Here is a 26,023-nt window from a genome sequence, read left to right on the forward strand (position 1 = left end):
GTCCCCCATCCGCATAGTCGATACTTTTTGGTCGACACGCTTTCAGGGCGTCCACATACCAGTGACAGGATCAATGAAATGACGAACAATCTGTTTGCCCGATATGATTTGCGTGGACTTGAATTGCCAAACCGGATGGTGATGGCTCCGATGACCCGTTGCCGCACCGATCAACCCGGTGACATCCCCAATGATCTGATGGCGACCTATTATGCGCAACGTGCCAGTACTGGCCTGATCGTGACCGAGGCCACCCAGGTCTCCAAACAGGGGCGCGGCTATTCCTTTACGCCGGGCATCTACACGGATGAACAGGTGGCAGGCTGGCAAAAGGTTACCAGGGCGGTTCATGACGCGGGTGGTCGCATTTTCCTTCAACTTTGGCATGTCGGACGTATGAGCCATGCCAGCTTCCATGATGATGGTATGCCGATTGCGCCATCCGCATTGTCGCCCGACGCCCAGGTCTGGGTGGTCGATCCCGAAACCGGGCAGGGCGGTATGGTCGATTGCACACCGCCACGCGCAATGACCATTGATGATATCAATGATGTCATCGAACAGTTTCGTATCGGCGCGGCCAATGCCGTCAAGGCGGGCTTTGATGGTGTCGAAATCCATGGGGCAAACGGCTATCTGATTGACCAGTTCCTGCGAACCACGTCAAACCAGCGCGATGATGCATATGGGGGAACGGCGGAAAATCGCATTCGCTTCCTGACCGAGGTGTGCGAGGCCGTGGTTGGAGAGATCGGTGCGGATCGTGTTGGTATCCGTCTGGCTCCATTCATTACCCAGCGCAATATGAATGATCCGACGATCATTGATACGATATTGCTGGCCGCCAAGGAAATTGACCGGATCGGTCTTGCCTATATCCATCTGTCCGAGGCCGATTGGGACGATGCGCCGCAAATCCCCGAACAGTTCCGTAAGGATTTGCGTGCGGCCTATTCCGGATCCATCATTGTCGCAGGCAAGTATACCAAGGAACGCGGCGAGGCGATCCTTGCTACGGGATATGCCGATCTGGTGGCTTATGGACGTCCATTTATCGCCAATCCTGATCTGGTGGCCCGGTTCAAGGGCGATCTGCCCCTTGACGAGCTTGATGGTGCGACATTGTTTGGCGGTGATGCCAGGGGATATACGGATTATGTGTCAGCCGAAGCAGCCTGACACAATGAGGAACGGGCGGCATCATGTGCCGCCCGTTTGCTTTTCAACGATCTTTGATGCCGCGATTCAGGCCGACTTCAGTCTTTGGAAACCGGCGTCAAGATCGGCAATCAAATCATCCGGGTCTTCAAGACCGATATGAAGACGGATAAGTTGGCCTTCCTCGTCCCATTTCGTCGCCGTGCGGATGCCTTTCGGATCTGATGGCAGGATCAGGCTTTCGAACCCGCCCCAGCTAAAGCCCATGCCAAACAGTTCCATGTTGTCGACCATATTGGCGAGCTGAGCCTTTTCGACCGGCTCCATCACAAAGGAAAACAGGCCGCAGGCACCGGTGAAATCACGTTTCCAGATCGCATGGCCCGGATCATCGGGCAGTGCCGGGTGCAGCACACGTTTGACTTCGCTGCGCGTTTGCAGCCAGTTGGCGACCTTAAGGCCGCTTTCATGATGCTGTTTCAGGCGCACACCAAGAGTGCGAAGACCACGTTGTGCGAGATAGCAATCATCCGGACCAATCGCATCGCCCGAAATGATGATCTGTTTCTTGATAGTCAGAAGGTCTTCTTCGGTCGCGGTCGTGATCGTGCCCATCATGACGTCGGAATGACCGACGATATATTTGGTCCCAGCCTGAACCGAGACATCAACACCAAGTTCAAACGGACGGCACAGGATCGGGGATGCCCAGGTGTTATCAAGCAGCACCTTGACGTCACGTGCATGAGCTGCTGCGGCAATTGCGGGGATATCCTGCATCTCAAACGTCAGGGAGCCGGGGCTTTCACACCAGACAAGAACGGTATTGTCGCGGATAAGACCGGCAATATCACCACCGATGGCCGGATCGTAATATTCGGTTTCAACACCAAACTTCCTAAGGAAGCTGTTGCACAGATTGCGAGTCGGATAATAAGTGCTGTCGGTGACCAGAATATGGTCGCCCGGCTTTACAAAAGCCAGGATCGTGTTGGTGATTGCCGCAACGCCCGATGATACGCAAAGCGTGCCATAGCCGCCTTCAAGTTCAGCCACGGCTTCTTCCAGCAGGAAGCGGGTCGGGGTGCCATGACGCCCATAGGTGACCTTGCCCGGTGCAGATGCACCAGCCTTTTCAAGTTCGACAAGACTGTCAAACAGGATGGTCGATGCGTGCAAAACCGGTGGATTGACCACGCCATGATACTGGCTCGACCGGCGACCGGCATGAACCAGTTGGGTTGCCGTCTTTTTGGGGCTGTTGGCAGACATTGGTGGTGCTTCTCCTTGATGGGCGAATTCGGGGCGTGGCGTCATTTTTGTTGTGACTAAGTCAAACCATCTTGGGCGGCTGCCATCAAGGATTTTTGCGCAAAAGTCATTGTGAAATCAGTGATCCGGGTTATTTCTGGATGTCTGACCAATTGGTCGCCACCACAAATCCGATAAAAAGAACATCCAGTTCCCAAGGAGGCCCCGTGATCGAACTTCAGGATTTCCGCGCTGCGCGTCGTGCCATTTCCGACCATATGCGTCTGACGCCAGTTTATGCCGCAAGCAACTTTGCCGATAACATGGCCTTTGGCAGTACAAAGCGCATGCCGGAACTTTTCCTGAAACTTGAAAACATGCAGGTCACCGGATCGTTCAAGGCACGCGGGGCGATGAATGCGGCCCTTGCCCTTGATGACGCAAAGCGATCCATGGGGCTGTGCACCGCATCGGGTGGCAATCATGGCATGGGGGTTATCCATGCCGCGCGCACCCTTGGTGTGCCGGTCAAAATCTTTTTGCCGACCAATACGCCCAAGCCCAAAATCGAAAAGCTGCGCGCGCAAGGTGTTGATGTAGCCCTGATCGGGGCTGTGTGGGACGACGCCAACCGTGCGGCCATGGACCATGCACGCGAAAGCGGCATGGCCTATATCCATCCGTTTGCCGATCCCAGGGTAATTGCAGGCCAGGGTACCATTGCGCTGGAGCTTCTGGAACAGCAGCCCGATCTTGATACGCTTGTGGTGGCGATTGGTGGTGGCGGTCTGATTTCCGGTGTCGCGACTGCGGCCCGGTTGTTGCGCCCGTCCATTCGGGTGATCGGGGTTGAACCGACCGGGGCTGCGACCCTGTTTGAAAGCCTCAAGGCAAATGAAGTCGTGACCCTGCCAAGTGTGAATACGGCCGCGACCAGTCTGGCCCCGCGTCAGTCATCGGCCCTTAATGTCGATCTGATCGGCAAGAATGTTGATCGCATCGCATTGGTCAGTGACGAGGAAATGCAAAAAGCCGCAAACTGGCTTTGGAAGGATCTTGGCATTGCTGTCGAACTTTCTGCTGCAGCCGGGATTGCAGCAATCATGACAGATCGTCTGGGGGTGAATGATCCGGGCCGGGTTGGTGTGATCATTTGCGGCACCGGGACCGACGGGATCAAGTAAAGCCCAAAAGACAGACGGGCAGGGAGTTTCCTTGTCCGTTTCTGTTTGTAGCCCGTTTTGTTCGGGCTTTGGGCAAATAAAAAGGGATGGAACCTTTGGGCTCCATCCCTTTTTAAACCAGACGCCATCTGAAATCAGATAGCGTGGAATTTTGTAGCGTCGCAAACCGCCAAAGAGCCAAAGCTCTCCGGGACGGAATTACATCTTCGGCTCGACCACCTGACGACCACGGTACATACCGGTGTTCGGGTCAATGTGGTGCGGGCGATGCAATTCGCCGGTCTCTTTGTCTTCGCGGTACGAGCCCTTGGCGAGCTTGTCATGCGAGCGACGCATGCCCTGACGGGACTTGGTCACTTTTTTCTTTGGCACTGCCATGGGTCATCATCCTCTGGCTTGGGTAAACTCAGGCGCGCTTGTTACCTTGCGCGGTCGGGAAAGTCAACGACCAAAGTGCCAGAATCTGCATTATTTGCATTTTCCGGCCTACTTTCGGCATCAGGCGCGTCACCACCAGATTGTCCACCACGATCAACATGATGATCAATATGCGGGATCAGCCCAACATCGCGCGGATCGTCGATAATGTCCGTTCGCTGGTCGTATACAACAAAGCCTGCCTTTTGGTAAGCCCCCAATGCACTTGGATGGTCCAAAGTGCAGGTATTTACCGTAACCCGCGCGGGCTTTAGGCTCCAGGCGGTATCAATCGCCCAGTTCAGCAGATATTTGCCGTATCCCTTGCCAATGAATTCCGGGATCAGCCCCATATAATGCAGGTCAATGGTGCGGTCTTTTTCAAGTCCGGTCAGATCAAGTTCGCAATAGCCCGCAGGAACACCCGCGACATAAAGCACATAGACATGTGTTTCGGGGTTGGAAATCAGCGGAGCAAGTTCTTCGTCGCTCATCAGGCGGCGTTGCCACCAAAGCCACGGTTCGCCGACGGTATTATATAAGTAGCGATAAAAAGACAGGGTGGGGTCTTCGGCACGGATGATCGCGACCTTACCTGGCGGAATGATTGCCGGTGCACGGTCGGGCGGGCTTTGCATTTCCAGAAAGCTGACAACAACTTCCAGCTTGCGCGGATTGGATGGGCTCATTGGTCTAAACTCTTGCGCATGATTGTATTTTGACGGCAGACAGGTGTTGGCTGTGTGGGGGCGTCGTCAATCACGTCATAGCCGAGTTTGGCGTAAAAATCACCCGCTGTGGCATTTTCAATCGTGACCCGGATTTCGGATAGGCCGATGGCGCGCAGGATATCTTCGGCCAGCGTGACCAGTTCACGACCCAGTCCCGAATTCTGTATGTCCGGGGCAATCGCCAGATAATGAATCCAGCCATAAAAATTGTCATGGCCGGTCATCATGGTGGCGATGATCTGATGGTTTTGGGGATGGCGGGCAATAATCAGGCTGCCATGGGCGGAATTAACACAGTTTTCGATATCCTGCCTGGTATCGCGAATTGCCGGGATCAATCCGGTTGCAATCCAAAGGGTGGTGATGGCCGCAATATCGTCACTGGTCGGGGATTTAAGCTGTTCAAGAATAATGCCTGCTCCGTCGCGGGCTGTTTCATGAATATTCAGGCCAGATTGCGACGGTGCAGGCATATGAAACTCTTGAACTTTTCGAGATGCCGGGTGGTCCTGATCAGGCAGGACCAGTATCAACCGGGCTGTCTTCGGTTGTGGCCCACTGCGCCCAGGACCCGTCAAAGACGGCAACCTGTTTGTGGCCGGCGATATAGGCGCCCATGGCGAGCACGCAGGCCGTAACACCCGACCCGCAGGTTGCAACAACCGGCTTGTCCAGATTGACGCCAGCCTGTTCAAACGCGCCCTTGATTTCCTCTGCCCCCTTGAAGGTGCCATCGGCATTCAACAGCACATTGAAAGGCAGGTTGTAGGAACCCGGAACGTGGCCCGATTTACCCCATGGATCGGCAACTTCGCCACGGAAACGTTCGCCAGCACGGGCATCGACAAGTTGTTCGCGCTTGGTCTTGACGTTTGACATCACCTGATCAATCTCGCGCAGCAGGAAGCTGTTGGCGCGCGCAGTGAAATGGCGTTCGCGTGGCGGGGTCGGTGTGTCGGTAACCGGTCGGTTTTCGGCAAGCCATTTGGGCAAGCCGCCATCAAGCACAACCACGTCATTATGACCGAAGTGACGCAGCATCCACCATGCGCGGCAGGCGGCAAGAGCCGATCCCGTCTGACCATAAACAACAATGCGTACGCCATCCCCAAGGCCAAGTTTGCGTACCTTGGCCGAAAACTTGATCGCGTCGGGCATCATGTGCGGCAGCGGGGCGCTGTCGTCAGCGGCAATTTCATCAATGTCAAAAAACACCGCGCCGGGAATGTGCTGCGCATCGTAAATCTCGCGGGCATTTTTATTGTCAGCTGGCATGTACCAGCTTGCATCCACGACGCGGACATCCGGTGCGTCGAGGTGATCCGCCAGCCACTGGGTTGTGACCAGGGCATCGGAAAGTGGGTCAGTCATGGACAAGCTCCGATTAGCAATGTGGGTATTGCACGACCCCGGTTGATCCCGGGATCATTATATTGTGTGGTCCTGATGGTCTTATATGACTTCTTGTTGTTCAAATTTGTAACGGTTAAGGGGGTGGTCAGCAACCTAGTGATGAGCTTACAGCAGTGGGCGAATGTCTTCGACCTTAATCCTAACTCCTTTCCAGCTTTGGAAGGCGTGTTTACTACTAATTTTATTTAGGGTTTTTTCAAGAATGATTTCTGCGAATTGCGCTTTGTGTTGCTGGAAAAGGCGTTTGTATTCGTTGTGATTAAGAGGGGGCATGTGGTTGTTGAGGGCAGCCAAGGCATCGGGTTCGATGACCGCCAAGAGGTCGCTAAATGTTTGCTCGTCTATAAGGGGAGGTTCATGAAGTCCGATGCTGGGATCAATGATCTCGAATTCGATTTTTAGGCCTTCGTCCGGGGCTGTACCGACAAGGCGGGTGATTCGGCAGGTTGGCTTTTGCATATATACCTCTCCGTTACTCGGCAAATACAATGTTGATCCGGCGGTTCTGGCGGCCTTTCTTTTCGATCTTGGCGACGCTCACCGGGCCGATTTCACCTGTTTTGCGTACATGGGTACCGCCGCAGGGTTGGAAATCGATCCCCTCGATCGTCACGGTCCGGATCGAATTGCCATCCATGGGGGGCTGTACTGACATGGTGCGCACAAGTTCCGGATTGGCTTTAAGTTCGGCGATGCTGATTTCACCATCATAAACATCGGCGTCACGTGCAATCAGCTCATTGAGTTTTTCGGTGATCTCGTCCTTGTCCAAAGCGATATCAGGCAGGTTGAAATCAAGGCGCGCCTTGTGTGCGGCAATGTTGCCGCCGGTCACGTCGCCCTTGATGACCGCGCAAAGAAGATGCAGGCAGGTGTGAAAGCGCATCAGTTTGTGCCGGTTGTCCCAGTCAAGTTCGGCTGTGATTGCATCGCCAACCGCCGGAAGAGGGTGGTCATCGGCGATAATATGAAGAATTCGGCCGGTTTCGCGATCCTTGACGGTGGTGGCAACAGGAAGAACAGTGCCGGACGCGGTTTTGAGGATGCCAATATCCCCGGTCTGACCGCCAGCGGTGGCGTAGAAGACAGTCTGATCAAGCTCGATACCGCGTTCTGAAACGCTTTTCACGGTCGCATCGCAGCTTTGGGCATAGGCGTCTTCGCGAAACAAAAGGCGTGTCATGATTGTTTATCCTTCCCTGATGGTGGCTTCAGATTTGCGCGACCTGTGATAGGCGGGGCGGCTGCGCATGTTCTTCACCGGAAATGAACATCTGTCATCTTCACGGGTGTTTTGTTCATGGTGTGGTGGTCGCGTCCTGATTGTCGAGGGTAAAATTGTCGGGCGACAATACTATGAATGTATGTTTGTGTACGTGAATCGGAAAATGATGTTGAATATCGTACAATATGTATGGTATTGGGTTGTGCAAATCAGGAGAAGCAGCAACCTTGGCAGCAATAATTCACGTCAAACTGACCGGCGAGGGGGATTTTGGCCCGGTGGATCTCGAATGCGCGATCCCGCCAGCACGCTTGCCTGTGGTTATGGCTGCCTTGTTCGGACAGCCAGTGCAGGCGCCTGTTGCACAAGTAACACCATCCGGCTTGACTGGAAATGCCGCACGGTCGACGACACTCCGCGCCGCACAAGCAGGCGACAGCGCGATAGCGCGGCCTCACACCCCGAACAGACAACAGAGTATAGATCGACATACAGACGATATACCGGGGGGCGTGCCCGTTCATGCAGACGAGGGTGTATATGGGGCTGAACTTGCTGGAACTTCACCGCAAACAGACTATCCGCAGGCGGCATTTTCTGCCATCGAACCGGGCGCCTTCATTACCAGTTTCATGGGGTCGCTTGGTGATCTGGTCGCGCGAATACAGCCGCGCGGTTTTGCCGAAACCATCCTGATTGCGGCGATCTGGCTGCATTACCGGGATGGACGGGGCTTCGTGACGCGTGATGACGTCCGCCGTGTTCTGCGTCGCCAGGAACATCTGCGGATGCCGCGCAATTTTAGCCGTGATTTTCATGTTGCCGTCTCACGCGGCTATCTTGACGCCGTCGAAAATGAAGATGGTTACGTCGTGTCACAGCTTGGCTATCAGTGGTTCCAATCCGAATGTCGAAATTGATACATAATGTCGAAAAAAATGTTGACTATATGTATGTGTAATGTATCGTTTTTACATTGGGACAAATAAAAAACGGGTGGGACCAACAATGCGTGAATGGGAAGTCAGAACAAGCTGTCGTGTATGGCGCGGGCGGTATGTGATCCGTGGGGATGTGGATCGCATTGCCAATGACATTGTCCAACTTCAACAAAACCGGTTTCCGGGTCTGGAAACCAGCAAGGTATCGCTTCGCGTGGTTACCATGGCCGTTATGTCGGTTCTGGCCGAAGAATGTTGCGAAGACGGGGTTACAGCAGCCGAACTTTCATTTCTTCTGACCACCTGTCTTGGCATGCCGATCTCGCCGAGCCGCATCGAAAAGGAAATGGCCGGGCTTTCCGGTCTGGTCTGGACAGGGGAATGGGGCGGCGAAACCCTTTATGTCATGGAAAAGAGAGGCCTGCGTTTCTTTGAAACGGCACGTGATCTTGCCCTGACCGAGCAGGGGAATGTCAGTCAGGATGATCAGGCTGCGGTTATGGCGCTGGAAAGTGCCGAAGAGGCGGCGGGCAAGCCCATGATCAGTGCAACCATGATCAATAATCCGGCCCTGCATGCACGTTATCGCGTTGTCAGCTGATCATTAGAAACCGGTCTTGTGACAAACACCTGCCATCGTCTGGCGGGTGTTTTCGTTTTTGGGATCAGGGGGCGCGTAAAGGGATGGTGATGCAAACAGTCTTGACTGATCATGAAATGCGCCATATGCATTTGGGCATGGAAAACGTATTTGCACAGTTCAACTCGTATTATCCGCTGCACACATAGTGCGGCGCCTGTTGATGTGTTTGTAAATTAAACCAAGACCGGCTGCCCCAGGGCAGCCTTTGTTTTTTTCCATAAACCGGTTTGCCCGAGGTGGTCCCACCATCAAGGAAAACCGAAATGACAATATCCCAACCTGTTGATCACCCGACGACGCCGCAAAATGCCAGTGAAGTGACGGCAAACGGATTTGAATCCGATGCGTTGCTGGCCCTGCATGCGCGCGGTTTTATCCATCAATGTACGTCCTTTGCCGGGCTGGATCGTATTCTTGCCAGTGAAGAAGCCGTGCCGGTTTACATCGGATTTGATGCCACGGCTGATAGCCTGCATGTGGGCCATCTGTTGCCGATCATGACGCTGCGCTGGTTGCAGCGCCAAGGGCACAAGCCGATTGTTCTGGTCGGTGGCGGGACGACGCGCATCGGGGATCCCAGTTTTCGCTCGGAAGCGCGTCCGATCCTGACTGATGAACAGATCACCGCCAATATCAATGGCATTCGCAAGGTGTTTGGTCGTTTCCTGCGTTTTGGCGATGGCCCAACCGATGCGGTTCTGGTCAATAACGCCGACTGGCTTGACCAGTTGGGCTATGTCGATCTTTTGTGTGATATCGGGCGACACTTTTCGGTCAACCGGATGCTGTCATTTGATTCCGTGAAATCACGTCTGGAACGTCAGGAAAGCCTCAGCTTCCTTGAATTCAACTACATGATCTTGCAGGCCTTTGATTTTCTGGAGCTGTCGCGGCGCTTTGGATGCCGCGCGCAGATGGGCGGGGGCGATCAATGGGCCAACATCATCAATGGTGTCGATCTTGTGCGCCGGGTCGATGGCAATGAAGTGTTCGGGATGACAGCACCGCTTCTGACAACGTCATCGGGTGTGAAGATGGGCAAAACGGCGGCAGGGGCGGTGTGGCTGAATGCCGACCGGCTGAGTACCTTTGATTACTGGCAGTTCTGGCGCAATTGCGAGGATGGTGATGTTGGGCGTTTCCTGCGTTTGTTCACCGATCTTCCGTTGCTTGATATCGAACAGCTTGAACAATTGTCCGGTGCCGACATCAATGACGCCAAGGTTGTTCTGGCCGATGAAGCCACAAGGCTTGCCCATGGCGAGTTTGAACTTGAAGCTGCCAAATCAGCCGCCGATGGCATTTTTGGTGCCAACGGTGATCTCAGTGGTTTGCCGACACTCGAATTCACTGCCCATGCGCTACAAGACGGGATCGGGATCCTTGCCCTGATTGTCATGGCCGGATTTGCCAAAACCAATAGCGAAGCCCGCCGTCTGGTCGAAGCGGGCGCAGTGCGCATTGATGACAAGCAAATCACCGACCCGGAACATCATGTACTGCATTACGCATTTGATGATTGGGAGTTGCTGCAGCTTTCAGTTGGCAAAAAGCGTCATGCCGCGATCAAGCGTGTCGGCTAAGGGCATGGCAGCTTGATATCTGACGGGCAGATGTCAGAACAGCGACATCTGCCCGTCCGCGCTGGGCCGCTTGAAGCCGCTGCAATCAAGATCCATCGACCGGCCGGTCAGGTTATATTTCTTGCGTGCCAGTTTGAAACGATGGGCGATCAGTTCGGCAATCGGACCGGTGCCGCGCATACGGTTACCAAATTCCGACTGATAGCGTTCGCCACCGCGCATCTGGCGGATAAGAGACATGACCTTGTCCTTGCGCTCGGGATAGTTTGCCTCCAGCCATTCTTCGAACAGATCGGCAATTTCGAGCGGCAGGCGCAGGACAATGTGGCTGATCGCGCAGGCCCCGGCATCGGCACAGGCTGCCACGATGTTTTCAATCTCCATATCATTCAGGCCCGGGATGATCGGGGCGGCAAGCACAGTGACCGGAATCCCTGCGTCTGAAAGCTTGCGGATGGCATCAAGCCTGCGATGTGGCGCAGAGGCACGCGGTTCCAAAAGATTGGAAAGTCTGTGATCAAGGCTCGTGACTGAAACGGCAACCGATGCGCGATTGCGCGCCGCCATCGGGGCAATAAGATCAATGTCGCGGGTCACCAGCGCACTTTTGGTGATGATCGAAAATGGATGCTGGCAATCTGTCAGAACCTTGATGATGTCGCGGGTCAGTTTCTTGTCACGGTCGACCGGTTGATAGGGATCGGTGCTGGTGCCGATCACGATCGGGGCAGGGTTGTAGGCCTTGCTTGAAAGTTGTTTGCGCAAAAGCTGGGCGGCTTCCGGTTTCCAGAACAGTCTGGTTTCAAAATCAAGGCCGGGGGACAAGCCCAGATAGGCATGTGTCGGGCGGGCAAAACAATAGACACAGCCATGTTCACACCCGCGATAGGGATTGATTGACCGATCAAACGGGACATCCGGGCTTTGATTGCGGGTGATCACAGAACGCGCCCCATCGATGCCAAGGGTGGTTTTGGTGCGCGGGGCGTCCTGATCTTCCATCAATGTGCCCAGCCATCCGTCATCAACCGCCTGATGGATGTGACGTTCAAATCGCCCGTCAATATTCGAAACAGCCCCGCGTCCCTTTTGTCCGCGGGCGGGCAAGATGTTCAGATCACATTTCGCGTTTGACCATCCATCATCAAAAATGACGGCGCAGGTGTGGGCATGGGGTTGGCTGATATTGTTCTTCATATGCTCACAATAAAGAACAAAAAAAGAACATTCAAGCCAAAGCCGATATGTCCAGATTTGTACAGTATCAAGCTATCGACATTCGAGGTTGTTTACTGCGGTGCTGTCTACCGCGGTGCCGTCTACCGTGACTGAGCCAGTAACGGTGGGAAGGGTTCCGCCGCCGTCACCGCATGGGTTGACGTTGTTGGTGGTATTACCTGTCCCTGACAGGTTATTTATGGTTGATGAATTGGCGAAGAACACAAATCGCTTGTCGAAGCCTGCTCCGCTCACGGAAAGCTTGTTGTCATCGATGCTGATGTTGGAATTGTTGCCGATAATCGCCAGGAATCGGGCACCATTTGCATTGGAGGTAATGGATGAAACATTATTCTTGATGGTCACATCCTGGCTGTCTCTGATTATGATAGCGCCTGCGGTTGAGTTGTCGTTCTGCGTTGTCAGGTTGTTGTTCCGAATGGTAACATTTTGCTTTCCTTCGATGTGGACGATGTATGCTGACCCGGTCGTGTTAACGTTCGCGGTCACACCAATCAGGCTGCTGTTATCGGCCATGTTAAAGAAACGTGCACCACCGCCGGCGCCGCCATTACTGCCGGTGCCCGAGATTGATGCATCCGGAATGGTGACCGTAACCGACCGTCCTGTCGGGGTTTTGATGTCGAGTGCGCCACCCCCGACAATTGTTTGTCCACTTTGAACCGTTGTGACGGAATTGATTGCGGTGTAATTACCGCTCAGGATTACGGTTGAATTGGCACCTGCATTGGCAATGTCAGTGGCAAAGTTCGCCGCCGATGTCGAGTTGCTGTTCAGAACTGTGATCGTTTTCCCGTCCGCAGTCTGGGTGATTTCACTTGCTTCAGAAAACTGTCCGGCCTGACTGACCACATCAATATCGCGAATGATGGGATCGGTCATGCGCCGTTCCATCGCGCTCAGGCGGGGTTTCGGAGTATCGCCGAAGCCTTGCAACGGGATACGAAGGCGGAAGCTGGCAAAGCCCTGCGTGCCCCGTGGGCTGTCATGCTGAATTTCCGCCCCGAGCGAGAAGCGCGACCCTTCCCACAAAAAGGGGACTTCATCAAAGGTCAGGTCCAGTCGCCCACGCGGACCCTGCACTGTATCAACACCGTCTTCCGTAAAGCGATAACCACCGGCATAGGCACGGAGTTGCTGTCCGGCATCAGCCGCAAATAACGGAATGCGCCAGCCAATTTCCCCGTCAAAGCCACGTAATGCGCGTTCTTCACCTTGATTGTACATCAAGGAGGTGCCGCTCACATCAACAGTACTGAGGCTGTCCTCGAAGTATTGTGTCGTGCCAATCGGGACATAGGCATTGGCGCGAAAATCCCAATCAAGCGACAGGGCCTCTGCGCCGAAGGTCAATTGGTTGAATTTGTTGCCATAGGGGCTGTGGCGGCGGTCAAAGTAACCATAGCCGCCAATGTTCCATCCCGAATCAAGCATCTGACGGATGCCAAGACCGAAGTTCCCTTCGTGGCTGTTATTGTCATCCATCCGGGCGCGAAGGCTGGTGAATGTCAGTGTGTCCTCATCCTGCCAAAGCGGAATGAACAGATCTGTTTCACCAAGGTTGCGATCTGTACCTGCCTTGCCTTCAAGATCAATATGGCCACCCCATTTATCCGTATTTGGCAAGGTATCGGCTTGAGTCGTGGATGTTGCAAAAAAAGTGATGGCAAACAGGAAGACGGGCAGGGTGGCTTTGGTCATGTACATGATCAATCTGGTCAGAAAAGTTCATTGCGCAACAGCGATATGCCGATGCACTTGCGAGGAGCAGGGTTCTGTTGGCTCATGGGGAAATTGGTGCCCCGTAAATGTGCGGCTGTGCGCCGCATCTGTATTTTCACTAAAAATCTAATGGGATGCGGGTGCCGGAACCACTTCTATTCTTTATCATTTTTCGAAAAGTTATCATTTTCCTCGGGGACGCGAGGAACGCGAAGAGCGCGAGGGGCGTGACCTCTGGGCAAATGTCATGGTCACAATCATTTTCTTGTTGGAATACCGTGTGGAGCTATAGTCGTCATGCGCTGTCAACATGCATAACCACGTATCAGGGAGCTGCCCCATGGATTGGACCCAGTTTTTGAGCTTTGCGCTCGTGACGTCGCTTCTGGTGATGTCGCCCGGGCCGAATGGTGTTTTGGTGGCCAAAACGGTACCGACATCCGGTCGTGCAGCCGGTTTTGCCAATGTCGCCGGATTTGTCACAGCCTTTTACATCCACGGGACATTATCGATCCTCGGGATATCGGTGATCCTTGTGCAATCGGCACAGGCATTTATGGTCGTCAAGTTGTTGGGGGCGGCCTATTTATGCTGGATCGGTTTCAAGGCATTGCGCGATGCATGGCGCGGTGTTCAGACCGTTCGGGAAATTACCCCGGCCAAGCGCAAGCGGACCCTTGTCATGGCCTATGGCGAAGGGTTCCTGACCAATGTTCTGAACCCGAAAGTCTCGATCTTTTATCTGGCAGCGTTTCCGCAATTCATTCCGGCGGGTGAAGGGGCGGTATCATCGGCCTTCATGCTGGTCTGCGTGCATGCCGCAATCAACGCCATCTGGTTCGGGGCGATCATCCTGCTGCTGGCGCGCTTGACGCGCTTTGCCGGGAGTGGCCGGTTCCAGCGCGTGCTCAAGGCAACCACCGGTGCGGTCTTTGTTGCCTTTGGGTTGAAGCTTGCAACCTTCCGCCCCTAGGTGTTGCATTCCAGCCGATCTGCAAATCCGCCGGTGGCCATGCCCCGGCGGGTTTTTATTTGCGGACGATGATCAACGCCATGACTGCACAAAATAGCGCAAGCAGGATGTCACTTGCCGCAATGCTGCCCATCACAAGGGCCTCAAAACTGGCAATCGGAAGGATGATTGATGCCAGAACCAGAAAGACCGGGTTGAACAGTTTCTGTTTCATTTCAGGAGCCCCCATTCATCGTTGCGATCAACATGATACCAAGTGCCATGAAGCCGCAAAGGGCTGTCAGGATCACACCGGTTTTCAGAACCACGGATAATACCGGGCCTTCCTTGCCCGAAAGACCAACAGTCGAACATCCAACCAGAATCTTTGAAGGTGCCAGCATACTGCCAAGCGAGGCACCGGTAGCCTGTGCGGCAAGAATAAGTGAGGTTGAAAGTCCCGACAATTCAGCTGTATGGCGCTGGAACATGCCGAACACGACGTTGGAATTGTTTGTGCTGCCGGTCATGAAGGCCCCGAGCGCTCCGATGGCAGGCGATATCACCGGATAGGCAACAGCAAAAGCACCCGAGAAAATCGCCGCACCGCCCTCGGCAAGGGCATAGGTCATGCCGGCATGATCCATGATGATGGCAAGACCGATCACCGGCACCATTCCGATGCTGGTTGGCAGGCCGCTTTTGAGCGTGCGTTGCCAGATACGCTTGCCAATCCCTGCATCATAATGGCCGCGCAGCTTGAAGAAGGTAAAGCTGATCGCAGCGGTATAAAGCAATAGCGCGCCGGGATGGCCGAAAATGGCAATCGACTTGGCGCTTTCGGCATTGATGACCCAGCCCAAAGAGGTGGCCGTTTCCGGGAAATCAAGTGTGAAGCGCACTTTGCCCAGAATGCTTTCCAGGCCGGGAACAAAGGTTGCCAGTGTTACCAGACCAATAAAGACCAGATAGGGTGTCAGCGCTTCAAGCAATGGCATGTGATGATGATCATCGGCGACCTGTTCGGCGACGTCATCGGGATGCGGTTTCCAGAAACGGGTGACGATGATTGACGTCACAAGACCGGCGATGCCCGCAGTCAGGCCGCCCAGCGTCCAAACGCCGTAATTGGCCATGCAATATTGCACCACACCCATGACGCCGGAAATCAGGACAAGTGGCACAATACGGCGACGAATGGTGCGGAAACCACCATCAAGCCACAAAACAGCAGCGCCACAGCTAAAGCCGGAAAGTCCCAGAAGGATGGCGGAATAATGGGTCAGTTCCGTGCCCGGAATGCCGGTCACACCGATCAATGCTTCAAACGAGGTTGCCATATTGCCAAACAGCACCGACCAGCTGTGCCCGATCATCGGGGCTGCAACGGCCAGTACCGGCGAGAACCCCATGCCCAGAAGCAGCGGGGCGACAACTGCAATCGGCACACCAAAGCCGGCAACACCCTGAAGGAAGCTTGCAAACACATAGCCAAGGATCAGAAGTTGCAAGGGGCGATCATCGGTCAGCGACCGGATGGCGCGCCCGATGGTTTTGATTGCACCGGCTTCGTCGGCAGCGAAATACAGGATGAGCGCCGCCCAGACGATGTAGAGAATATAAAGGCCAAGCATCACGCCCTTGGCCTGGGCGATGATCAGCATTTCGGTTGGTGCGCCAAAGAAAAAGACGGCGATGATTGCGGTGACAAACCACGCGGCAGCACCTGCACGTGCAGCCCCCCAGTTTGCCTTGATCATCAGAAACAGGATGGTTGCGATTGGCAATGCTGCCAGCAAAAAGTCACTCATGGGTGGCGCACCATAACCTTTTGAAACAATGGGGCTGTCGTCGATCGATGCGACGGGATGCGCATATTGTCCGAGCTGTGATGCAAGCGCAAGTAGCGTAAGTTGGTATTTCGTATGATGAAACGACCTATACGAACTGGAGCACATCAAGCCAAGTCAATGAACAATCATGTGCTGTATCTAGTGTGATCCGACGGTTGGTGCCCGCTATGGCGATACGTTTGTTATGATTTTAACGCTGAACAATTGTTAAGGGACCTTGTCGTCAGCCTTTATGAAAGCGACACAAGACACACCACTTGATGATCCACATATCTGCCGAAATGAAAGGCCCCACCATCGTCAGCAAGCGTGCAATATTCAACTGGCTCATTGGGCCTCAGAACCTGATGACGAATGGCGTAGGTTTCTTTGGCTGTTATGCGTTCCAACGCGATTAGGTGTGTCGGTTCTATCACGCAAGAAGGCGATGAAATGCTGTCGGCGGATTGTTTCTGACATGATTGATGATGTCTGCGGCACACCGCTGTGCAGACAAGCGGGATGTATCAACTGTGAAATCATAAGCGCCATGAGCATGCACGACATCGATTTGCGACCTTGCCAAACCGTTCGGGCGATCATCTCGTGATCTTTCGCGTTCTTCTGTGATTTCAATCGGGCATTTCACGCCGATGAAATACAGATCGACACCTTCAAATATTCCGGCAATTTCAGGCGCCCATTCCGCCTGATTAAGAACGTGATCAATGATCACATTCTGCTCCTCGGTACAAAACGGCAGCAGTGATTGATGGAACTGGCGAAAGAGAGTCGGGCCGATTAGACGACGAAGCGCTGCATCTTCCCAAAACTGCGCGGGCAGGGATTGATGAAACTGATCGCGCGAGAATATCAGGGTCGGGTCGGCAAGTTGTTTGCGCAACGCATGTGCAATGCTTGTTTTGCCTGCACTCGATGTGCCGTTCAAAAGGATAAACACCTGAAATCCCGTATTCAGTGGTGGTGTGATTTATGCCAACACGATAGGTGGCTTCGCTTGTGGGGTAAAGCCATCCAAATACAAAAATGGCGGCAAATAGAAATCTGCCGCCACTTCCTGCCTTGGAGCTTTTGATGGCTTATGCGCAATCCTTGTCACTGCTTTGCGCATTCATTTCGGCAAACAATTCTGCGGCAATCGCGAAGGATTTCTGACGTGCAGCCTGATCAAAGATATTTGCCGTCACCATGATTTCATCGGCATTGGTCATATAGGCAAATTCGCGAAGCTTTTTGCGTACAGTGTCGCGTCCGCCAATCGCGGCATAGCGCATGGCGTGATCCACACCGGCCTTTTCAACACGGTTCCAGATTTCGCTCATATCCCTGACCGGTTGGGGCAGCTGACCTGGCGTACCACGGCGCAGATTCAGGAACTGTTGCTGCATCGATGTCGCAAGATATTCGCCTTCCTCGTCCGTGTCGGCGGCAAAGAATCCCATCGCGGCAATCGCATAGGGTTTATCAAGCTGTTCGCTTGGCTCAAAGCGATGGCGATAAAGGGTCAGGGCATCCATCAGCATGTCAGGGGCAAAATGCGATGCAAAGGCAAAGGGCAGGCCAAGGCGTGCGGCAAGGTCGGCAGAAAACAGGCTGCTTCCCAAAAGCCACATTGGCACTTGTGATCCGTAACCGGGAACCGCACGGATCGGCGGGTTGCCTTCAAGGGGGGCAAGGAAGGCCTGTACTTGCAAGACATCCTGAATAAAGCGTTCTTCGGATCCATGCATGTCACGACGCAGGGCGGCAGCGGTGCGTTGATCCGTGCCCGGCGCGCGTCCAATGCCAAGATCAATACGGCCGGGATGAAGTGCATCAAGGGTACCGAACTGTTCAGCAATCACAAGCGGCGCGTGGTTTGGCAGCATCACGCCACCCGATCCAACCCGGATGGTTTTGGTGCCAGCCGCGACATGTGCCATGACAACGGACGTCGCCGCACTGGCAATGCCGGGCATATTGTGATGTTCGGCCAGCCAATAGCGGTGATAACCGAGTTTTTCGGCATGCCGGGCAAGTTCAAGGGTATTGCGCAGGGCATCTGAAGGATGTTCGCCCGCATTTACCGGGCAAAGATCAAGAAGGGAATATCGTAGCATCAGCCAGACTTTCGGTTTGGCGCACAAGGCCGCAATGCGGGGTGCGAGATTTCACAGTTGGGCTTAATCTAGCCCGAAATCATCGTCTTGCCAGTCCCAAACGGGAATGGTCATATGGATGCCCTATCTTGGAGCAATGAAAATGTTAATCATTCTTGGTGGATTGCCCGGTGTGGGTAAAACGTCGATTGCCAGATTGGCTGCCCGGGAACTCGGTGCGATCCATCTGCGAATTGACACGATAGAGCAGGCGATTATTGATTGTGGTGTTGTTCCATCCGATGAAATGGGGCCGGTCGGATATGTTGTGGCAAACCGGATTGCCACGGATAATTTGCGTCTTGGGCACTTGGTGATCGGGGATGCGGTCAATCCGATTGAAGTTTCCCGTGCCGAATGGCGAGAAGCTGCAAGGATGGCAGATAAACCCTTTGTTCAGATTGAACTGATTTGTTCTGATCGTGATCAGCACCGCCATCGGGTTGAAACCCGCAAGAGCGATATCGACAACCTGAAACTGCCCGACTGGCAAAAGGTCTGTGACCGAGAATATCATTCCTGGGCCGAAGCGGATCTTGTGATTGATACGGCTTTGCAGACCCTTGATGCATCTGCCGATATGCTTGTCAGGTTTGTTCGGGAACGGATTGCAACCATCTGAATAGAATATGTTTGTTTGCCTATCTATCGATGTCAGGTTTTCGATGTGCAGCAAGCGTGCGGCTGACGAAATTTCGAAGCGCGATCGAAATATCGTTGCTGCGATAGGCCAGTGACAACTGGGCAATTGGAACGTTACCCTCGATCTCGCGATAGGCAACGCCATTGGCCTGAAGCTGTGTCATTGGTTTGGGTACCAGTGAAAAGCCAAGTTCGGCAGCAACAAAGTTAATGACCGATCCCAGCTGCGGGGCGATCTGACCCAGTTGCGGTTCAAACCCGGCGTCACGGCAGGCGGTGACTACCTTGTCGAAATGGGTGGGGCCAACGGCCCGCGGCGTCAGGATCAATGCATCATCGCGCAAGTCAGCCAGCGATATCTTGTCGTGCCGTGCGGCCGGGTGACCGGCCGGAAGCACGGCCACCATCGGTTCGGATGAAATCACATGCAGGCGAATGCCATCTCCTGCAATCGCATCCTGACGAAGAAACACCGCATCAAGGCGTTCTTCGCGTAGGCTTGCGACAAGCTGTGCCGAGTTGGCTTCTTCAAGCGTCATTTCGACACCGGGATAGGCACGGCGAAAGTCGCGAAAGACCCGAGGTACGGACGGGCTGAATGCGGCAGAGGCGGTGAACCCGACGCGAATGGACCCGACTTCGCCACGACCGGCCCGCTGGGCTGCGCGAATGGCACGTTCGGCAAGATCAGGGAATTGGACAACCACATCGTAAAACGCTGATCCGGCTTCTGTCAGTTCGGCGCCATGGGGTACGCGATGGAAAAGGGTCGTACCAATTTCGGTTTCAAGGTCGCGGATTTGCTGACTAAGTGGCGGTTGACCGATGCCGATCCGGGCGGCGGCGCGGGTGAAATTGCCTTCGCGGGCGACGGCCAGAAAGTAGCGAATATGACGAAGTTCCATTTACAATATATCCAAAACATATCAAGAATGACTGTTCCATATATTGGACGGATGACGAAAGGAATGCAATCATAACCATACCCCACGAACCCTTCTAAACGAGGTCGCAAATGTCTGTTTCTCCGGAACAGGAACCTGAGTCCCATGTGCAAGAAGTAACAGCCATGCCGGCATCGTCGATAAGTGCGCTTCCCCAGCGTACTGATAACCCACTCGCGTCCACCAATGCGCATATGCCTGCAGAACCGGTCTGGATCAGTCCGGGTTCTGCCGCATTTCGCCGGATCAGTGTTGCGCTTTTCCTTGCCGGATATGCGACCTTTTCCCTGATCTATTGTGTGCAGCCACTGTTGCCCGAACTGGCCGATCATTTTGGCGTCGGGCCTGCTGAAAGCTCGCTTGCGCTGTCACTGACCACCGGGCTTCTGGCTTTTGCCATTTTGTTGGCCGGTGCCGTGTCCGAAGCCACCGGGCGCAAACAATTGATGCTGGTGTCGATGTGTGTGGCATCGATCCTGAATGTGATCGCGCCGTTTCTGTCGGACTGGCATGCCTTTCTGGCGCTGCGCGCGGTTGAGGGACTTGTACTTGGTGGTGTTCCCGCTGTTGCCATGGCCTATCTGGCCGAGGAAATCGACCCCAAAGGGTTGGGCATGGCGATGGGCATCTATATCAGTGGCACGGCAATCGGTGGCCTGAGTGGTCGTGTCGTGATCGGTTTTCTGACTGACCTGTTTGGCTGGCACGCGGCCCTTGGGGCCATGGGGGCGCTTGGATTGCTTGCAGCCCTTGGCTTTGCCGTTTTGTTGCCGACATCGCGCAACTTTGTTCGCCGTCCGGGCTTTCAGGTACGCTACCATATGCGGGCCTGGGGCGGGCACCTTAAACATGCCGGATTGCCGTTTGTGTTTCTGGTCGGTGCCTTTGCCATGGGCTGTTTTGTCACGGTGTTTAACTATGTCGGGTTCCGGCTATCTGATGCGCCCTATGGCCTTAGTCAAAGTCAGATCGGTCTGATCTTTGTGGTCTATCTGTGTGGATCGGTGATGTCATCCCTTGCCGGGGCTTTGTCAGACAAGCTGGGCCGGGGGCCGGTTCTTGTGGTCGGGATTTTGTTGGCCGGTCTTGGTGTTGCGCTCACCATGCTTGAAAGCCTTGGCGGGATCATTGGTGGCATTGTGGTTCTGACCAGTGGCTTTTTCGTTGCCCATTCGATTGCAAGCGGCTGGGTCGGGCGACTTGCCGAGACCTCCAAAGGCCATGCATCGTCGCTCTATCTGCTGGCCTATTATCTTGGGTCAAGCATCATGGGCTCGGTCGGTGGCTGGTTCTGGTCACATGGTGGCTGGAATGCGGTGGCGGGATTTGCCGGTGCCTTGCTGGTTGGTGCGCTTCTGTGCGGCATTTATCTGTGGCGGTTGGCATCGCAAGCGGCTCAGGCCGTTCCCAAGGAGAAAGGGCGTTCGTCCCTGTCAGTGGAACTGGCCGACGCGACATGAAACTGCGTTCAAGGCAGATGACAAAAACAAAACCCCGCCAGTCGAACTGGCGGGGTTTTGTGTTGGACAAGGCGTTGGGACTTACAGCCAATCGGGGCTTGGAAGACCTTTTTCCTTAAGGAATTCGGGATTCCAAAGCTTGCTCTGATAGCGGGTGCCAAGGTCGCACAGGATCGTGACAATGGTTTTACCCGGGCCCAGTTCGCGGGCAAGGCGCACTGCACCGGCAATGTTAATGCCGGTCGATCCGCCCATGCACAGACCTTCTTCCTTAAGCAGGTCAAAGACGATCGGCAGCATTTCTTCATCCGAAATCTGGAACGGGTGATCGATGTCAACGCCTTCAAGGTTGGCGGTGATACGGCCTTGACCAATGCCCTCGGAGATCGAGCTGCCTTCGGATTTCAGTTCACCGAACTTGTAGTGGCTGTAAAGGGCTGCACCCATCGGATCGGCAAGGCCGATCTGGATGTTTTTGTTGCGCTCTTTCAGTGCGAGTGAAACACCGGCAAGCGTGCCGCCAGTGCCGACTGCACAGATAAAGCCATCAATCTTCCCGTCGGTCTGTTCCCAGATTTCGGGTGCCGTGGTGTCGATATGGCCCTGACGGTTGGCGACGTTATCGAACTGGTTGGCCCAGATGGCGCCATTGGGTTCGGTTTGTGCCAGTTCTTCGGCCAGACGGCGGGAAACATGCACATAGTTGTTCTGATCGCGGTAGGGTACAGCCGGAACTTCGCGCAGATCAGCACCAAGCAGACGCAGAAGATCTTTCTTTTCCTGACTCTGGGTTTCCGGAATGACAATCACGGTGCGATAGCCAAGCGCGTTGCCAACAACAGCAAGGCCAATACCGGTATTGCCAGCCGTACCTTCGACAATCACGCCGCCGGGTTTCAGAAGGCCGCGGGCCTCGGCATCACGAATGATGGCAAGGGCAGCACGGTCTTTGACCGATCCGCCCGGATTTGCATATTCGGCCTTGCCAAGAATGGTGCAACCCGTCAGCTCGGAAACCTTTTTCAGCTTCACAAGCGGGGTGCGGCCAATGGCTTCGATGGTGCCATTGCGAATGTCCATGACAGACTCCAAACGTGGTTGGGTTCAAAATTTGATTAGTTGTTGATTGGGACTTTATTACACAAAAGTCAAGATAGTTTGGAAATTACAACGAAAAGTTTGTGTTGAATTTCACAGTCGTCGAAATGCAGTGAAATAGATGCTAAATGCCAGCTTCCTTGCGGATGCGGTCGCGGTTCAGCATCAGCCATTGAATGGCAATGGTTGTCGTTGCATTGCAGAGTTGTCCATTCTGCAACATGGCAAAGCATTCTTCTGCGGAGACGGTAAAGACGCGAATGTCTTCGCCTTCTTCATCAAGACCGTGAATGCCGCCAACCTTTGATGCATCAACCCGCCCATAGAACATGGTGACTGTTTCGCTCGAACAGCCCGGTGTCACGTAATATTGCGATATCTTTTCAAGCGGTGCGATGATCTCGCAACCGGCTTCTTCGATGGTTTCACGGAGTGCGACGTTTTCGGCGGTCTCGCCATCCTCGATGATGCCCGCGACAATTTCGATCAGCCACACGGGCATATCAGGATAGCGTTCCTGAACCGACAATGTGCCCGGACGGAATTGCTCGATCAGAATAACTTCATCACGTACAGGGTCATAGGGCAGGACGGCGACAGCATGCCCGCGTTCCAGGATTTCGCGCTGAAGAATTGCACTTTTCCCGCCATCAAACTTGTCATGTTGTAAGCGATAGACATCAAGTTTGAAATACCCGTCCCAACCACGTTTGCGTTGGATGATGTCAAAAGTTTTGTGAGGCATTGCTTCTTTTCCATGATTGTTCGTTGACGGGCATGTTTTGAATGCGCGAAAAGATGGAATAATTTTAAACTGGAAGTGATATTCTTTTATTCTTATGTATGTGTTTGATGAAACGCATGGCTGTAGTGGTGCTGGCCATGCCGGTTTAACAGGTCGTCGTTGGGATAGGTAGGGCATCCCTATGTTTTAATTATACCTGAACTGTTGTACTATTTAAGGCATCATTAAAGCCACGTGACGGGAAAACATGTGGCTTCGCATTTCAGAGTTTCGGGGGAAACAAGACGTTGATGCGGTTTGAGCCAACAGAAATCGCACGTCTGTATGGGCGGTCACGCGTGGGAGTTGTCGTACATCAGGATTTGAAAGCCGTGTATGTCAATGACGCCTATGCGAAGATGCTCGGTCGCCGGGATGTCAAGGACTTCATGAGCGAACCTGACATGCGGCAATACATCCCGCCAAGTTTCCACCACGAGGCTGCCAAACTGTCCGAAGGCTTTCAGGAAGGTCACGGATTTCACGGCTGGAAGAAAGTCTACAACATCCGTACGGATGGTACGCCGGTCTGGATGGAAATCAGCGACGAAACTGTTGAATGGGGACAGGGTAACGCTGTTCTGACCACTGCTCAGATGATTGACAATGGTACGACCGCCATGCAGGTCGATCACATGTTGGGGCGCTCCTTTATCGGGGTTATGGTCCATCGCAATATGACCGCGCTGTATGTCAATGATGCCTTTGCCCATCTTATGGGGTCGGAAAATGCCAGCAAATTCATGGAAAACCCCAATGTTCTACGCTTTATACCGGAACAGAACCGCCCACGCGCGCTGAAGCATGTCGCAGGTATTCTCAGTGGCGCGTTGCGCGGTGAACGACACCGCGTCCGGGACATCCTTGATGATGGAAGTTCGGTCTGGCGTGACCTGACTGACGAACGCATTCTTTGGCATGACGGAAAACCCGCCATTCTTACGACCGCGCATGATGTGCGCGACGAAGTTGAAATGAACGAAGAATTGCTGCGCGCCAAGGCAAGCCTTGAAGAGGCAGTAACCGAAGTGATCCGGCTTGTGCCATCAGCGGTGGCGATGCTTGATAGCGACCTTAAGGTCATTCATCATAATTACGAATTTTCCCGTCTGTTTGGCGTTCCGAAATCCGAGGATGATAGCCCGTCATTTGATATTTCAGCCCTTCGTGAATGCTATGCGAAGATGAAGCAAAATGGTCACGGGCATGCGACGCTTGATGAAATGCAAACGCCGTCCGGGCGGCTAGCCGATATTCGCATGAATATGATGGAAGGTGGCGGGGTGATGGTATCTGCCACCGACATCACCGATCACAAGCGCAAGGAACAGATGCTTGATACTCTTGCATCGACCGATCCGCTGACCCGTGCCTTGAACCGGCGTGGTTTTGAAATCGCCGTCAGTCGATTGCGTGAAATCCGTCATCTGAAAGACAAAAGCTGGGTCTTTGGTCTGATCATCCTTGATCTGGATTACTTCAAGGATATCAACGATACCTATGGTCATGCTATTGGCGACAGGGTGCTGGAAAAAGTGGCCGAGACCCTGCGTCAGGCATTGCGTGATGATGACCTCGTTGTACGTCTGGGCGGTGAGGAATTCGCAGTCCTGTTGCCATCTGCAACCGCAGCCGTAACCAGGCGCATTGGCGAACGACTTGCAAATATGATCCGCGCGATCGAAGTGCCGGTTGAAAAGGATGGTGATGCTGTTGCCAAAGTTACCGCAAGTTTTGGTGCAACAGTTGGCGGTGAAGGTCGGCAAAGGTTCATTGAGCTGGCCGAAGCAATGGCACTTGCCGACGAGGCTATGTATGCCGCCAAGGAAGCCGGTCGCGACCAGCTGATCTTCCGGACGTTCGAGCGCGAGCAGGATAGCTAGTGCTTGATCAGTCTCGCGTTTGATGGTTGAGTTTTTCCCACTCTTCCCGATTTAATCTTGCCTGTGACAAAACCGTGTTTGTGCCGGAGTATGAAGCATGATCATTCGTGCAATGCGTCCTGAGGACGGGGCTTCTGTGGTTGATATTTATGCGCGCGGTATTACAACCGGGAATGCAACATTTCAGGAAAATGCCGGAACCTGGGAAAACTGGGATGACGGACATCTCAAGGAATGCCGATTGGTTGCCTGCGATGATACCGGCCGTGTGACCGGCTGGGCAGGACTGTCGGGTGTTTCAAGCCGATGCGTCTATCGCGGTGTTGCCGAGATATCGGTTTATGTTGACCCGGATGTACAGGGGCAGGGGATTGGAAAGGCTCTTCTTTCCAGCCTGATCACAGAAAGCGAGGCACTGGGTATCTGGTCTCTGGAGGCCGGGATCTTTCCCGAAAACACTGCAAGTATCGCCCTTCATAAGCGGCTTGGCTTTGAAGAGATCGGTCTTCGACGTGGTCTTGGACGGATGGGCTATGGTCCAATGGCGGGGCAATGGCGCGATGTGATGCTTTTGCAGCGGCGCAGTACAACCGTCGGGGTCGACTAGGCTGATATTTATTTGCGTGTTTCCTTAAATTCAGGCTGTTTTCTGCGAGTGTAGCGGGCTTTTTGTCGCTTTATTTGCAGGTTGCGCAAAAATACGTAGATGCGCTTTAAATTCGGCCTGCGATAGGGTAATCAACAAGGATAACCCGCGAAAAC

The 26,023-nt window shown here is 53.9% G+C and carries 26 protein-coding genes; 10 read left to right on the forward strand and 16 right to left on the reverse strand.

Annotated elements, in window-relative coordinates:
• Window positions 1–78: 78 nt before the first annotated feature.
• Complete coding sequence (locus tag ACTU44_RS11180) at window positions 79–1,179, forward strand: alkene reductase (RefSeq protein ID WP_114097774.1); 1,101 nt, start codon at window positions 79–81, stop codon at window positions 1,177–1,179.
• Window positions 1,180–1,245: 66 nt separating this feature from the next.
• On the opposite strand, the gene metC is transcribed toward ACTU44_RS11180, so the two are convergent.
• Entirely contained in the window at window positions 1,246–2,430 is a 1,185-nt protein-coding gene (gene metC, locus ACTU44_RS11185; protein ID WP_462095410.1) for a cystathionine beta-lyase, read from the reverse strand.
• Between the two features lie 206 nt (window positions 2,431–2,636).
• On the opposite strand from metC, the gene ACTU44_RS11190 reads away from it, so the two are divergent.
• Window positions 2,637–3,593 carry a threonine ammonia-lyase gene (locus ACTU44_RS11190; RefSeq protein ID WP_462095411.1) on the forward strand — a complete coding sequence of 319 codons (957 nt, stop codon included), beginning with the start codon at window positions 2,637–2,639 and terminating at the stop codon, window positions 3,591–3,593.
• Window positions 3,594–3,791: 198 nt separating this feature from the next.
• On the opposite strand, the gene rpmF is transcribed toward ACTU44_RS11190, so the two are convergent.
• From rpmF to ACTU44_RS11220, 6 genes are all read right to left on the reverse strand, one after another.
• Entirely contained in the window at window positions 3,792–3,971 is a 180-nt protein-coding gene (gene rpmF, locus ACTU44_RS11195) for a 50S ribosomal protein L32 (protein ID WP_007090029.1), read from the reverse strand.
• A 41-nt stretch (window positions 3,972–4,012) separates the two neighbouring features.
• The gene (locus ACTU44_RS11200; protein ID WP_114097612.1) at window positions 4,013–4,699 is read right to left on the reverse strand and encodes a GNAT family N-acetyltransferase; all 687 of its coding nucleotides are present in this window, start codon (window positions 4,697–4,699) and stop codon (window positions 4,013–4,015) included.
• Window positions 4,696–5,214, reverse strand: a complete 519-nt coding sequence (locus tag ACTU44_RS11205; protein WP_462095412.1) for a GNAT family N-acetyltransferase — start codon at window positions 5,212–5,214, stop codon at window positions 4,696–4,698. The genes ACTU44_RS11200 and ACTU44_RS11205 overlap by 4 nt, the downstream gene beginning before the upstream one ends.
• 40 nt (window positions 5,215–5,254) lie before the next feature.
• Window positions 5,255–6,112 (reverse strand): sulfurtransferase, encoded by an 858-nt coding sequence (locus ACTU44_RS11210; protein WP_462095413.1) that lies wholly within the window; start codon window positions 6,110–6,112, stop codon window positions 5,255–5,257.
• 147 nt (window positions 6,113–6,259) lie between these two features.
• On the reverse strand, window positions 6,260–6,613 hold the full coding sequence (locus tag ACTU44_RS11215) for a hypothetical protein (RefSeq protein ID WP_462095414.1): 354 nt from the start codon (window positions 6,611–6,613) through the stop codon (window positions 6,260–6,262).
• A 13-nt stretch (window positions 6,614–6,626) separates the two neighbouring features.
• Window positions 6,627–7,337, reverse strand: coding sequence for an alanyl-tRNA editing protein (locus ACTU44_RS11220; protein WP_462095415.1), 711 nt, complete (start codon window positions 7,335–7,337; stop codon window positions 6,627–6,629).
• A 269-nt stretch (window positions 7,338–7,606) separates the two neighbouring features.
• Between ACTU44_RS11220 and ACTU44_RS11225 the strand changes: the two genes are divergently transcribed.
• From ACTU44_RS11225 to tyrS, 3 genes are all read left to right on the forward strand, one after another.
• On the forward strand, window positions 7,607–8,299 hold the full coding sequence (locus tag ACTU44_RS11225; RefSeq protein WP_462095416.1) for a hypothetical protein: 693 nt from the start codon (window positions 7,607–7,609) through the stop codon (window positions 8,297–8,299).
• A gap of 88 nt (window positions 8,300–8,387) precedes the next feature.
• Window positions 8,388–8,921, forward strand: a complete 534-nt coding sequence (locus ACTU44_RS11230; protein WP_462095417.1) for a hypothetical protein — start codon at window positions 8,388–8,390, stop codon at window positions 8,919–8,921.
• Window positions 8,922–9,226: 305 nt separating this feature from the next.
• Window positions 9,227–10,546, forward strand: a complete 1,320-nt coding sequence (tyrS, locus tag ACTU44_RS11235) for a tyrosine--tRNA ligase (protein WP_462095418.1) — start codon at window positions 9,227–9,229, stop codon at window positions 10,544–10,546.
• Window positions 10,547–10,579: 33 nt separating this feature from the next.
• Here tyrS and ACTU44_RS11240 read toward each other — a convergent pair whose 3' ends face one another.
• On the reverse strand, window positions 10,580–11,743 hold the full coding sequence (locus ACTU44_RS11240; protein ID WP_462095419.1) for a PA0069 family radical SAM protein: 1,164 nt from the start codon (window positions 11,741–11,743) through the stop codon (window positions 10,580–10,582).
• A 72-nt stretch (window positions 11,744–11,815) separates the two neighbouring features.
• Window positions 11,816–13,486 carry an inverse autotransporter beta domain-containing protein gene (locus ACTU44_RS11245; RefSeq protein WP_462095420.1) on the reverse strand — a complete coding sequence of 557 codons (1,671 nt, stop codon included), beginning with the start codon at window positions 13,484–13,486 and terminating at the stop codon, window positions 11,816–11,818.
• Between the two features lie 361 nt (window positions 13,487–13,847).
• Between ACTU44_RS11245 and ACTU44_RS11250 the strand changes: the two genes are divergently transcribed.
• Complete coding sequence (locus tag ACTU44_RS11250; RefSeq protein WP_462095421.1) at window positions 13,848–14,480, forward strand: LysE family translocator; 633 nt, start codon at window positions 13,848–13,850, stop codon at window positions 14,478–14,480.
• Between the two features lie 55 nt (window positions 14,481–14,535).
• Here ACTU44_RS11250 and ACTU44_RS11255 read toward each other — a convergent pair whose 3' ends face one another.
• From ACTU44_RS11255 to ACTU44_RS11270, 4 genes are all read right to left on the reverse strand, one after another.
• Window positions 14,536–14,694, reverse strand: a complete 159-nt coding sequence (locus tag ACTU44_RS11255) for a hypothetical protein (RefSeq protein WP_336080700.1) — start codon at window positions 14,692–14,694, stop codon at window positions 14,536–14,538.
• A 1-nt stretch (window position 14,695) separates the two neighbouring features.
• Window positions 14,696–16,270: an L-lactate permease gene (locus tag ACTU44_RS11260; RefSeq protein WP_114097622.1), complete on the reverse strand. Its 1,575-nt coding sequence runs from the start codon at window positions 16,268–16,270 to the stop codon at window positions 14,696–14,698.
• Window positions 16,271–16,724: 454 nt separating this feature from the next.
• On the reverse strand, window positions 16,725–17,252 hold the full coding sequence (locus tag ACTU44_RS11265; RefSeq protein WP_181850186.1) for a chloramphenicol phosphotransferase CPT family protein: 528 nt from the start codon (window positions 17,250–17,252) through the stop codon (window positions 16,725–16,727).
• A 139-nt stretch (window positions 17,253–17,391) separates the two neighbouring features.
• Window positions 17,392–18,411, reverse strand: a complete 1,020-nt coding sequence (locus ACTU44_RS11270; protein WP_462095422.1) for an LLM class flavin-dependent oxidoreductase — start codon at window positions 18,409–18,411, stop codon at window positions 17,392–17,394.
• Window positions 18,412–18,553: 142 nt separating this feature from the next.
• Between ACTU44_RS11270 and ACTU44_RS11275 the strand changes: the two genes are divergently transcribed.
• On the forward strand, window positions 18,554–19,072 hold the full coding sequence (locus ACTU44_RS11275) for a P-loop nucleotide/nucleoside kinase family protein (protein WP_462095423.1): 519 nt from the start codon (window positions 18,554–18,556) through the stop codon (window positions 19,070–19,072).
• 19 nt (window positions 19,073–19,091) lie between these two features.
• Here the strand turns inward: ACTU44_RS11275 and ACTU44_RS11280 are convergent, their stop codons facing one another.
• Window positions 19,092–19,997, reverse strand: coding sequence for a LysR family transcriptional regulator (locus tag ACTU44_RS11280; protein ID WP_462095424.1), 906 nt, complete (start codon window positions 19,995–19,997; stop codon window positions 19,092–19,094).
• Window positions 19,998–20,107: 110 nt separating this feature from the next.
• On the opposite strand from ACTU44_RS11280, the gene ACTU44_RS11285 reads away from it, so the two are divergent.
• Window positions 20,108–21,496 carry an MFS transporter gene (locus tag ACTU44_RS11285; RefSeq protein ID WP_462095425.1) on the forward strand — a complete coding sequence of 463 codons (1,389 nt, stop codon included), beginning with the start codon at window positions 20,108–20,110 and terminating at the stop codon, window positions 21,494–21,496.
• A gap of 81 nt (window positions 21,497–21,577) precedes the next feature.
• Here the strand turns inward: ACTU44_RS11285 and ACTU44_RS11290 are convergent, their stop codons facing one another.
• Both ACTU44_RS11290 and ACTU44_RS11295 read right to left on the reverse strand, forming a co-directional pair.
• Entirely contained in the window at window positions 21,578–22,576 is a 999-nt protein-coding gene (locus ACTU44_RS11290) for a cysteine synthase A (RefSeq protein WP_114097626.1), read from the reverse strand.
• A 142-nt stretch (window positions 22,577–22,718) separates the two neighbouring features.
• Window positions 22,719–23,339, reverse strand: coding sequence for an NUDIX domain-containing protein (locus ACTU44_RS11295; RefSeq protein WP_114097627.1), 621 nt, complete (start codon window positions 23,337–23,339; stop codon window positions 22,719–22,721).
• Window positions 23,340–23,629: 290 nt separating this feature from the next.
• On the opposite strand from ACTU44_RS11295, the gene ACTU44_RS11300 reads away from it, so the two are divergent.
• Both ACTU44_RS11300 and ACTU44_RS11305 read left to right on the forward strand, forming a co-directional pair.
• Window positions 23,630–25,261: a sensor domain-containing diguanylate cyclase gene (locus ACTU44_RS11300; protein ID WP_462095426.1), complete on the forward strand. Its 1,632-nt coding sequence runs from the start codon at window positions 23,630–23,632 to the stop codon at window positions 25,259–25,261.
• 97 nt (window positions 25,262–25,358) lie between these two features.
• Window positions 25,359–25,868 (forward strand): GNAT family N-acetyltransferase, encoded by a 510-nt coding sequence (locus ACTU44_RS11305; protein WP_462095427.1) that lies wholly within the window; start codon window positions 25,359–25,361, stop codon window positions 25,866–25,868.
• Window positions 25,869–26,023 lie beyond the last annotated feature (155 nt).

Source organism: Thalassospira sp. SM2505 (genome assembly GCF_054901115.1).

Excerpts from the sequence above, each read along its gene's own strand:
- ACTU44_RS11215 (WP_462095414.1), bottom strand. The coding sequence starts at position 6,613 with ATGCAAAAGCCAACCTGCCGAATCACCCGCCTTGTCGGTACAGCCCCG.
- ACTU44_RS11300 (WP_462095426.1), top strand. The coding sequence starts at position 23,630 with ATGCGGTTTGAGCCAACAGAAATCGCACGTCTGTATGGGCGGTCACGC.
- ACTU44_RS11230 (WP_462095417.1), top strand. The coding sequence starts at position 8,388 with ATGCGTGAATGGGAAGTCAGAACAAGCTGTCGTGTATGGCGCGGGCGG.
- metC (WP_462095410.1), bottom strand. The coding sequence starts at position 2,430 with ATGTCTGCCAACAGCCCCAAAAAGACGGCAACCCAACTGGTTCATGCC.
- ACTU44_RS11210 (WP_462095413.1), bottom strand. The coding sequence starts at position 6,112 with ATGACTGACCCACTTTCCGATGCCCTGGTCACAACCCAGTGGCTGGCG.
- ACTU44_RS11220 (WP_462095415.1), bottom strand. The coding sequence starts at position 7,337 with ATGACACGCCTTTTGTTTCGCGAAGACGCCTATGCCCAAAGCTGCGAT.
- rpmF (WP_007090029.1), bottom strand. The coding sequence starts at position 3,971 with ATGGCAGTGCCAAAGAAAAAAGTGACCAAGTCCCGTCAGGGCATGCGT.
- ACTU44_RS11275 (WP_462095423.1), top strand. The coding sequence starts at position 18,554 with ATGTTAATCATTCTTGGTGGATTGCCCGGTGTGGGTAAAACGTCGATT.
- ACTU44_RS11305 (WP_462095427.1), top strand. The coding sequence starts at position 25,359 with ATGATCATTCGTGCAATGCGTCCTGAGGACGGGGCTTCTGTGGTTGAT.
- ACTU44_RS11250 (WP_462095421.1), top strand. The coding sequence starts at position 13,848 with ATGGATTGGACCCAGTTTTTGAGCTTTGCGCTCGTGACGTCGCTTCTG.
- ACTU44_RS11255 (WP_336080700.1), bottom strand. The coding sequence starts at position 14,694 with ATGAAACAGAAACTGTTCAACCCGGTCTTTCTGGTTCTGGCATCAATC.
- ACTU44_RS11290 (WP_114097626.1), bottom strand. The coding sequence starts at position 22,576 with ATGGACATTCGCAATGGCACCATCGAAGCCATTGGCCGCACCCCGCTT.
- tyrS (WP_462095418.1), top strand. The coding sequence starts at position 9,227 with ATGACAATATCCCAACCTGTTGATCACCCGACGACGCCGCAAAATGCC.
- ACTU44_RS11180 (WP_114097774.1), top strand. The coding sequence starts at position 79 with ATGACGAACAATCTGTTTGCCCGATATGATTTGCGTGGACTTGAATTG.
- ACTU44_RS11285 (WP_462095425.1), top strand. The coding sequence starts at position 20,108 with ATGTCTGTTTCTCCGGAACAGGAACCTGAGTCCCATGTGCAAGAAGTA.
- ACTU44_RS11280 (WP_462095424.1), bottom strand. The coding sequence starts at position 19,997 with ATGGAACTTCGTCATATTCGCTACTTTCTGGCCGTCGCCCGCGAAGGC.
- ACTU44_RS11245 (WP_462095420.1), bottom strand. The coding sequence starts at position 13,486 with ATGACCAAAGCCACCCTGCCCGTCTTCCTGTTTGCCATCACTTTTTTT.
- ACTU44_RS11240 (WP_462095419.1), bottom strand. The coding sequence starts at position 11,743 with ATGAAGAACAATATCAGCCAACCCCATGCCCACACCTGCGCCGTCATT.
- ACTU44_RS11295 (WP_114097627.1), bottom strand. The coding sequence starts at position 23,339 with ATGCCTCACAAAACTTTTGACATCATCCAACGCAAACGTGGTTGGGAC.
- ACTU44_RS11200 (WP_114097612.1), bottom strand. The coding sequence starts at position 4,699 with ATGAGCCCATCCAATCCGCGCAAGCTGGAAGTTGTTGTCAGCTTTCTG.
- ACTU44_RS11205 (WP_462095412.1), bottom strand. The coding sequence starts at position 5,214 with ATGCCTGCACCGTCGCAATCTGGCCTGAATATTCATGAAACAGCCCGC.
- ACTU44_RS11260 (WP_114097622.1), bottom strand. The coding sequence starts at position 16,270 with ATGAGTGACTTTTTGCTGGCAGCATTGCCAATCGCAACCATCCTGTTT.
- ACTU44_RS11270 (WP_462095422.1), bottom strand. The coding sequence starts at position 18,411 with ATGCTACGATATTCCCTTCTTGATCTTTGCCCGGTAAATGCGGGCGAA.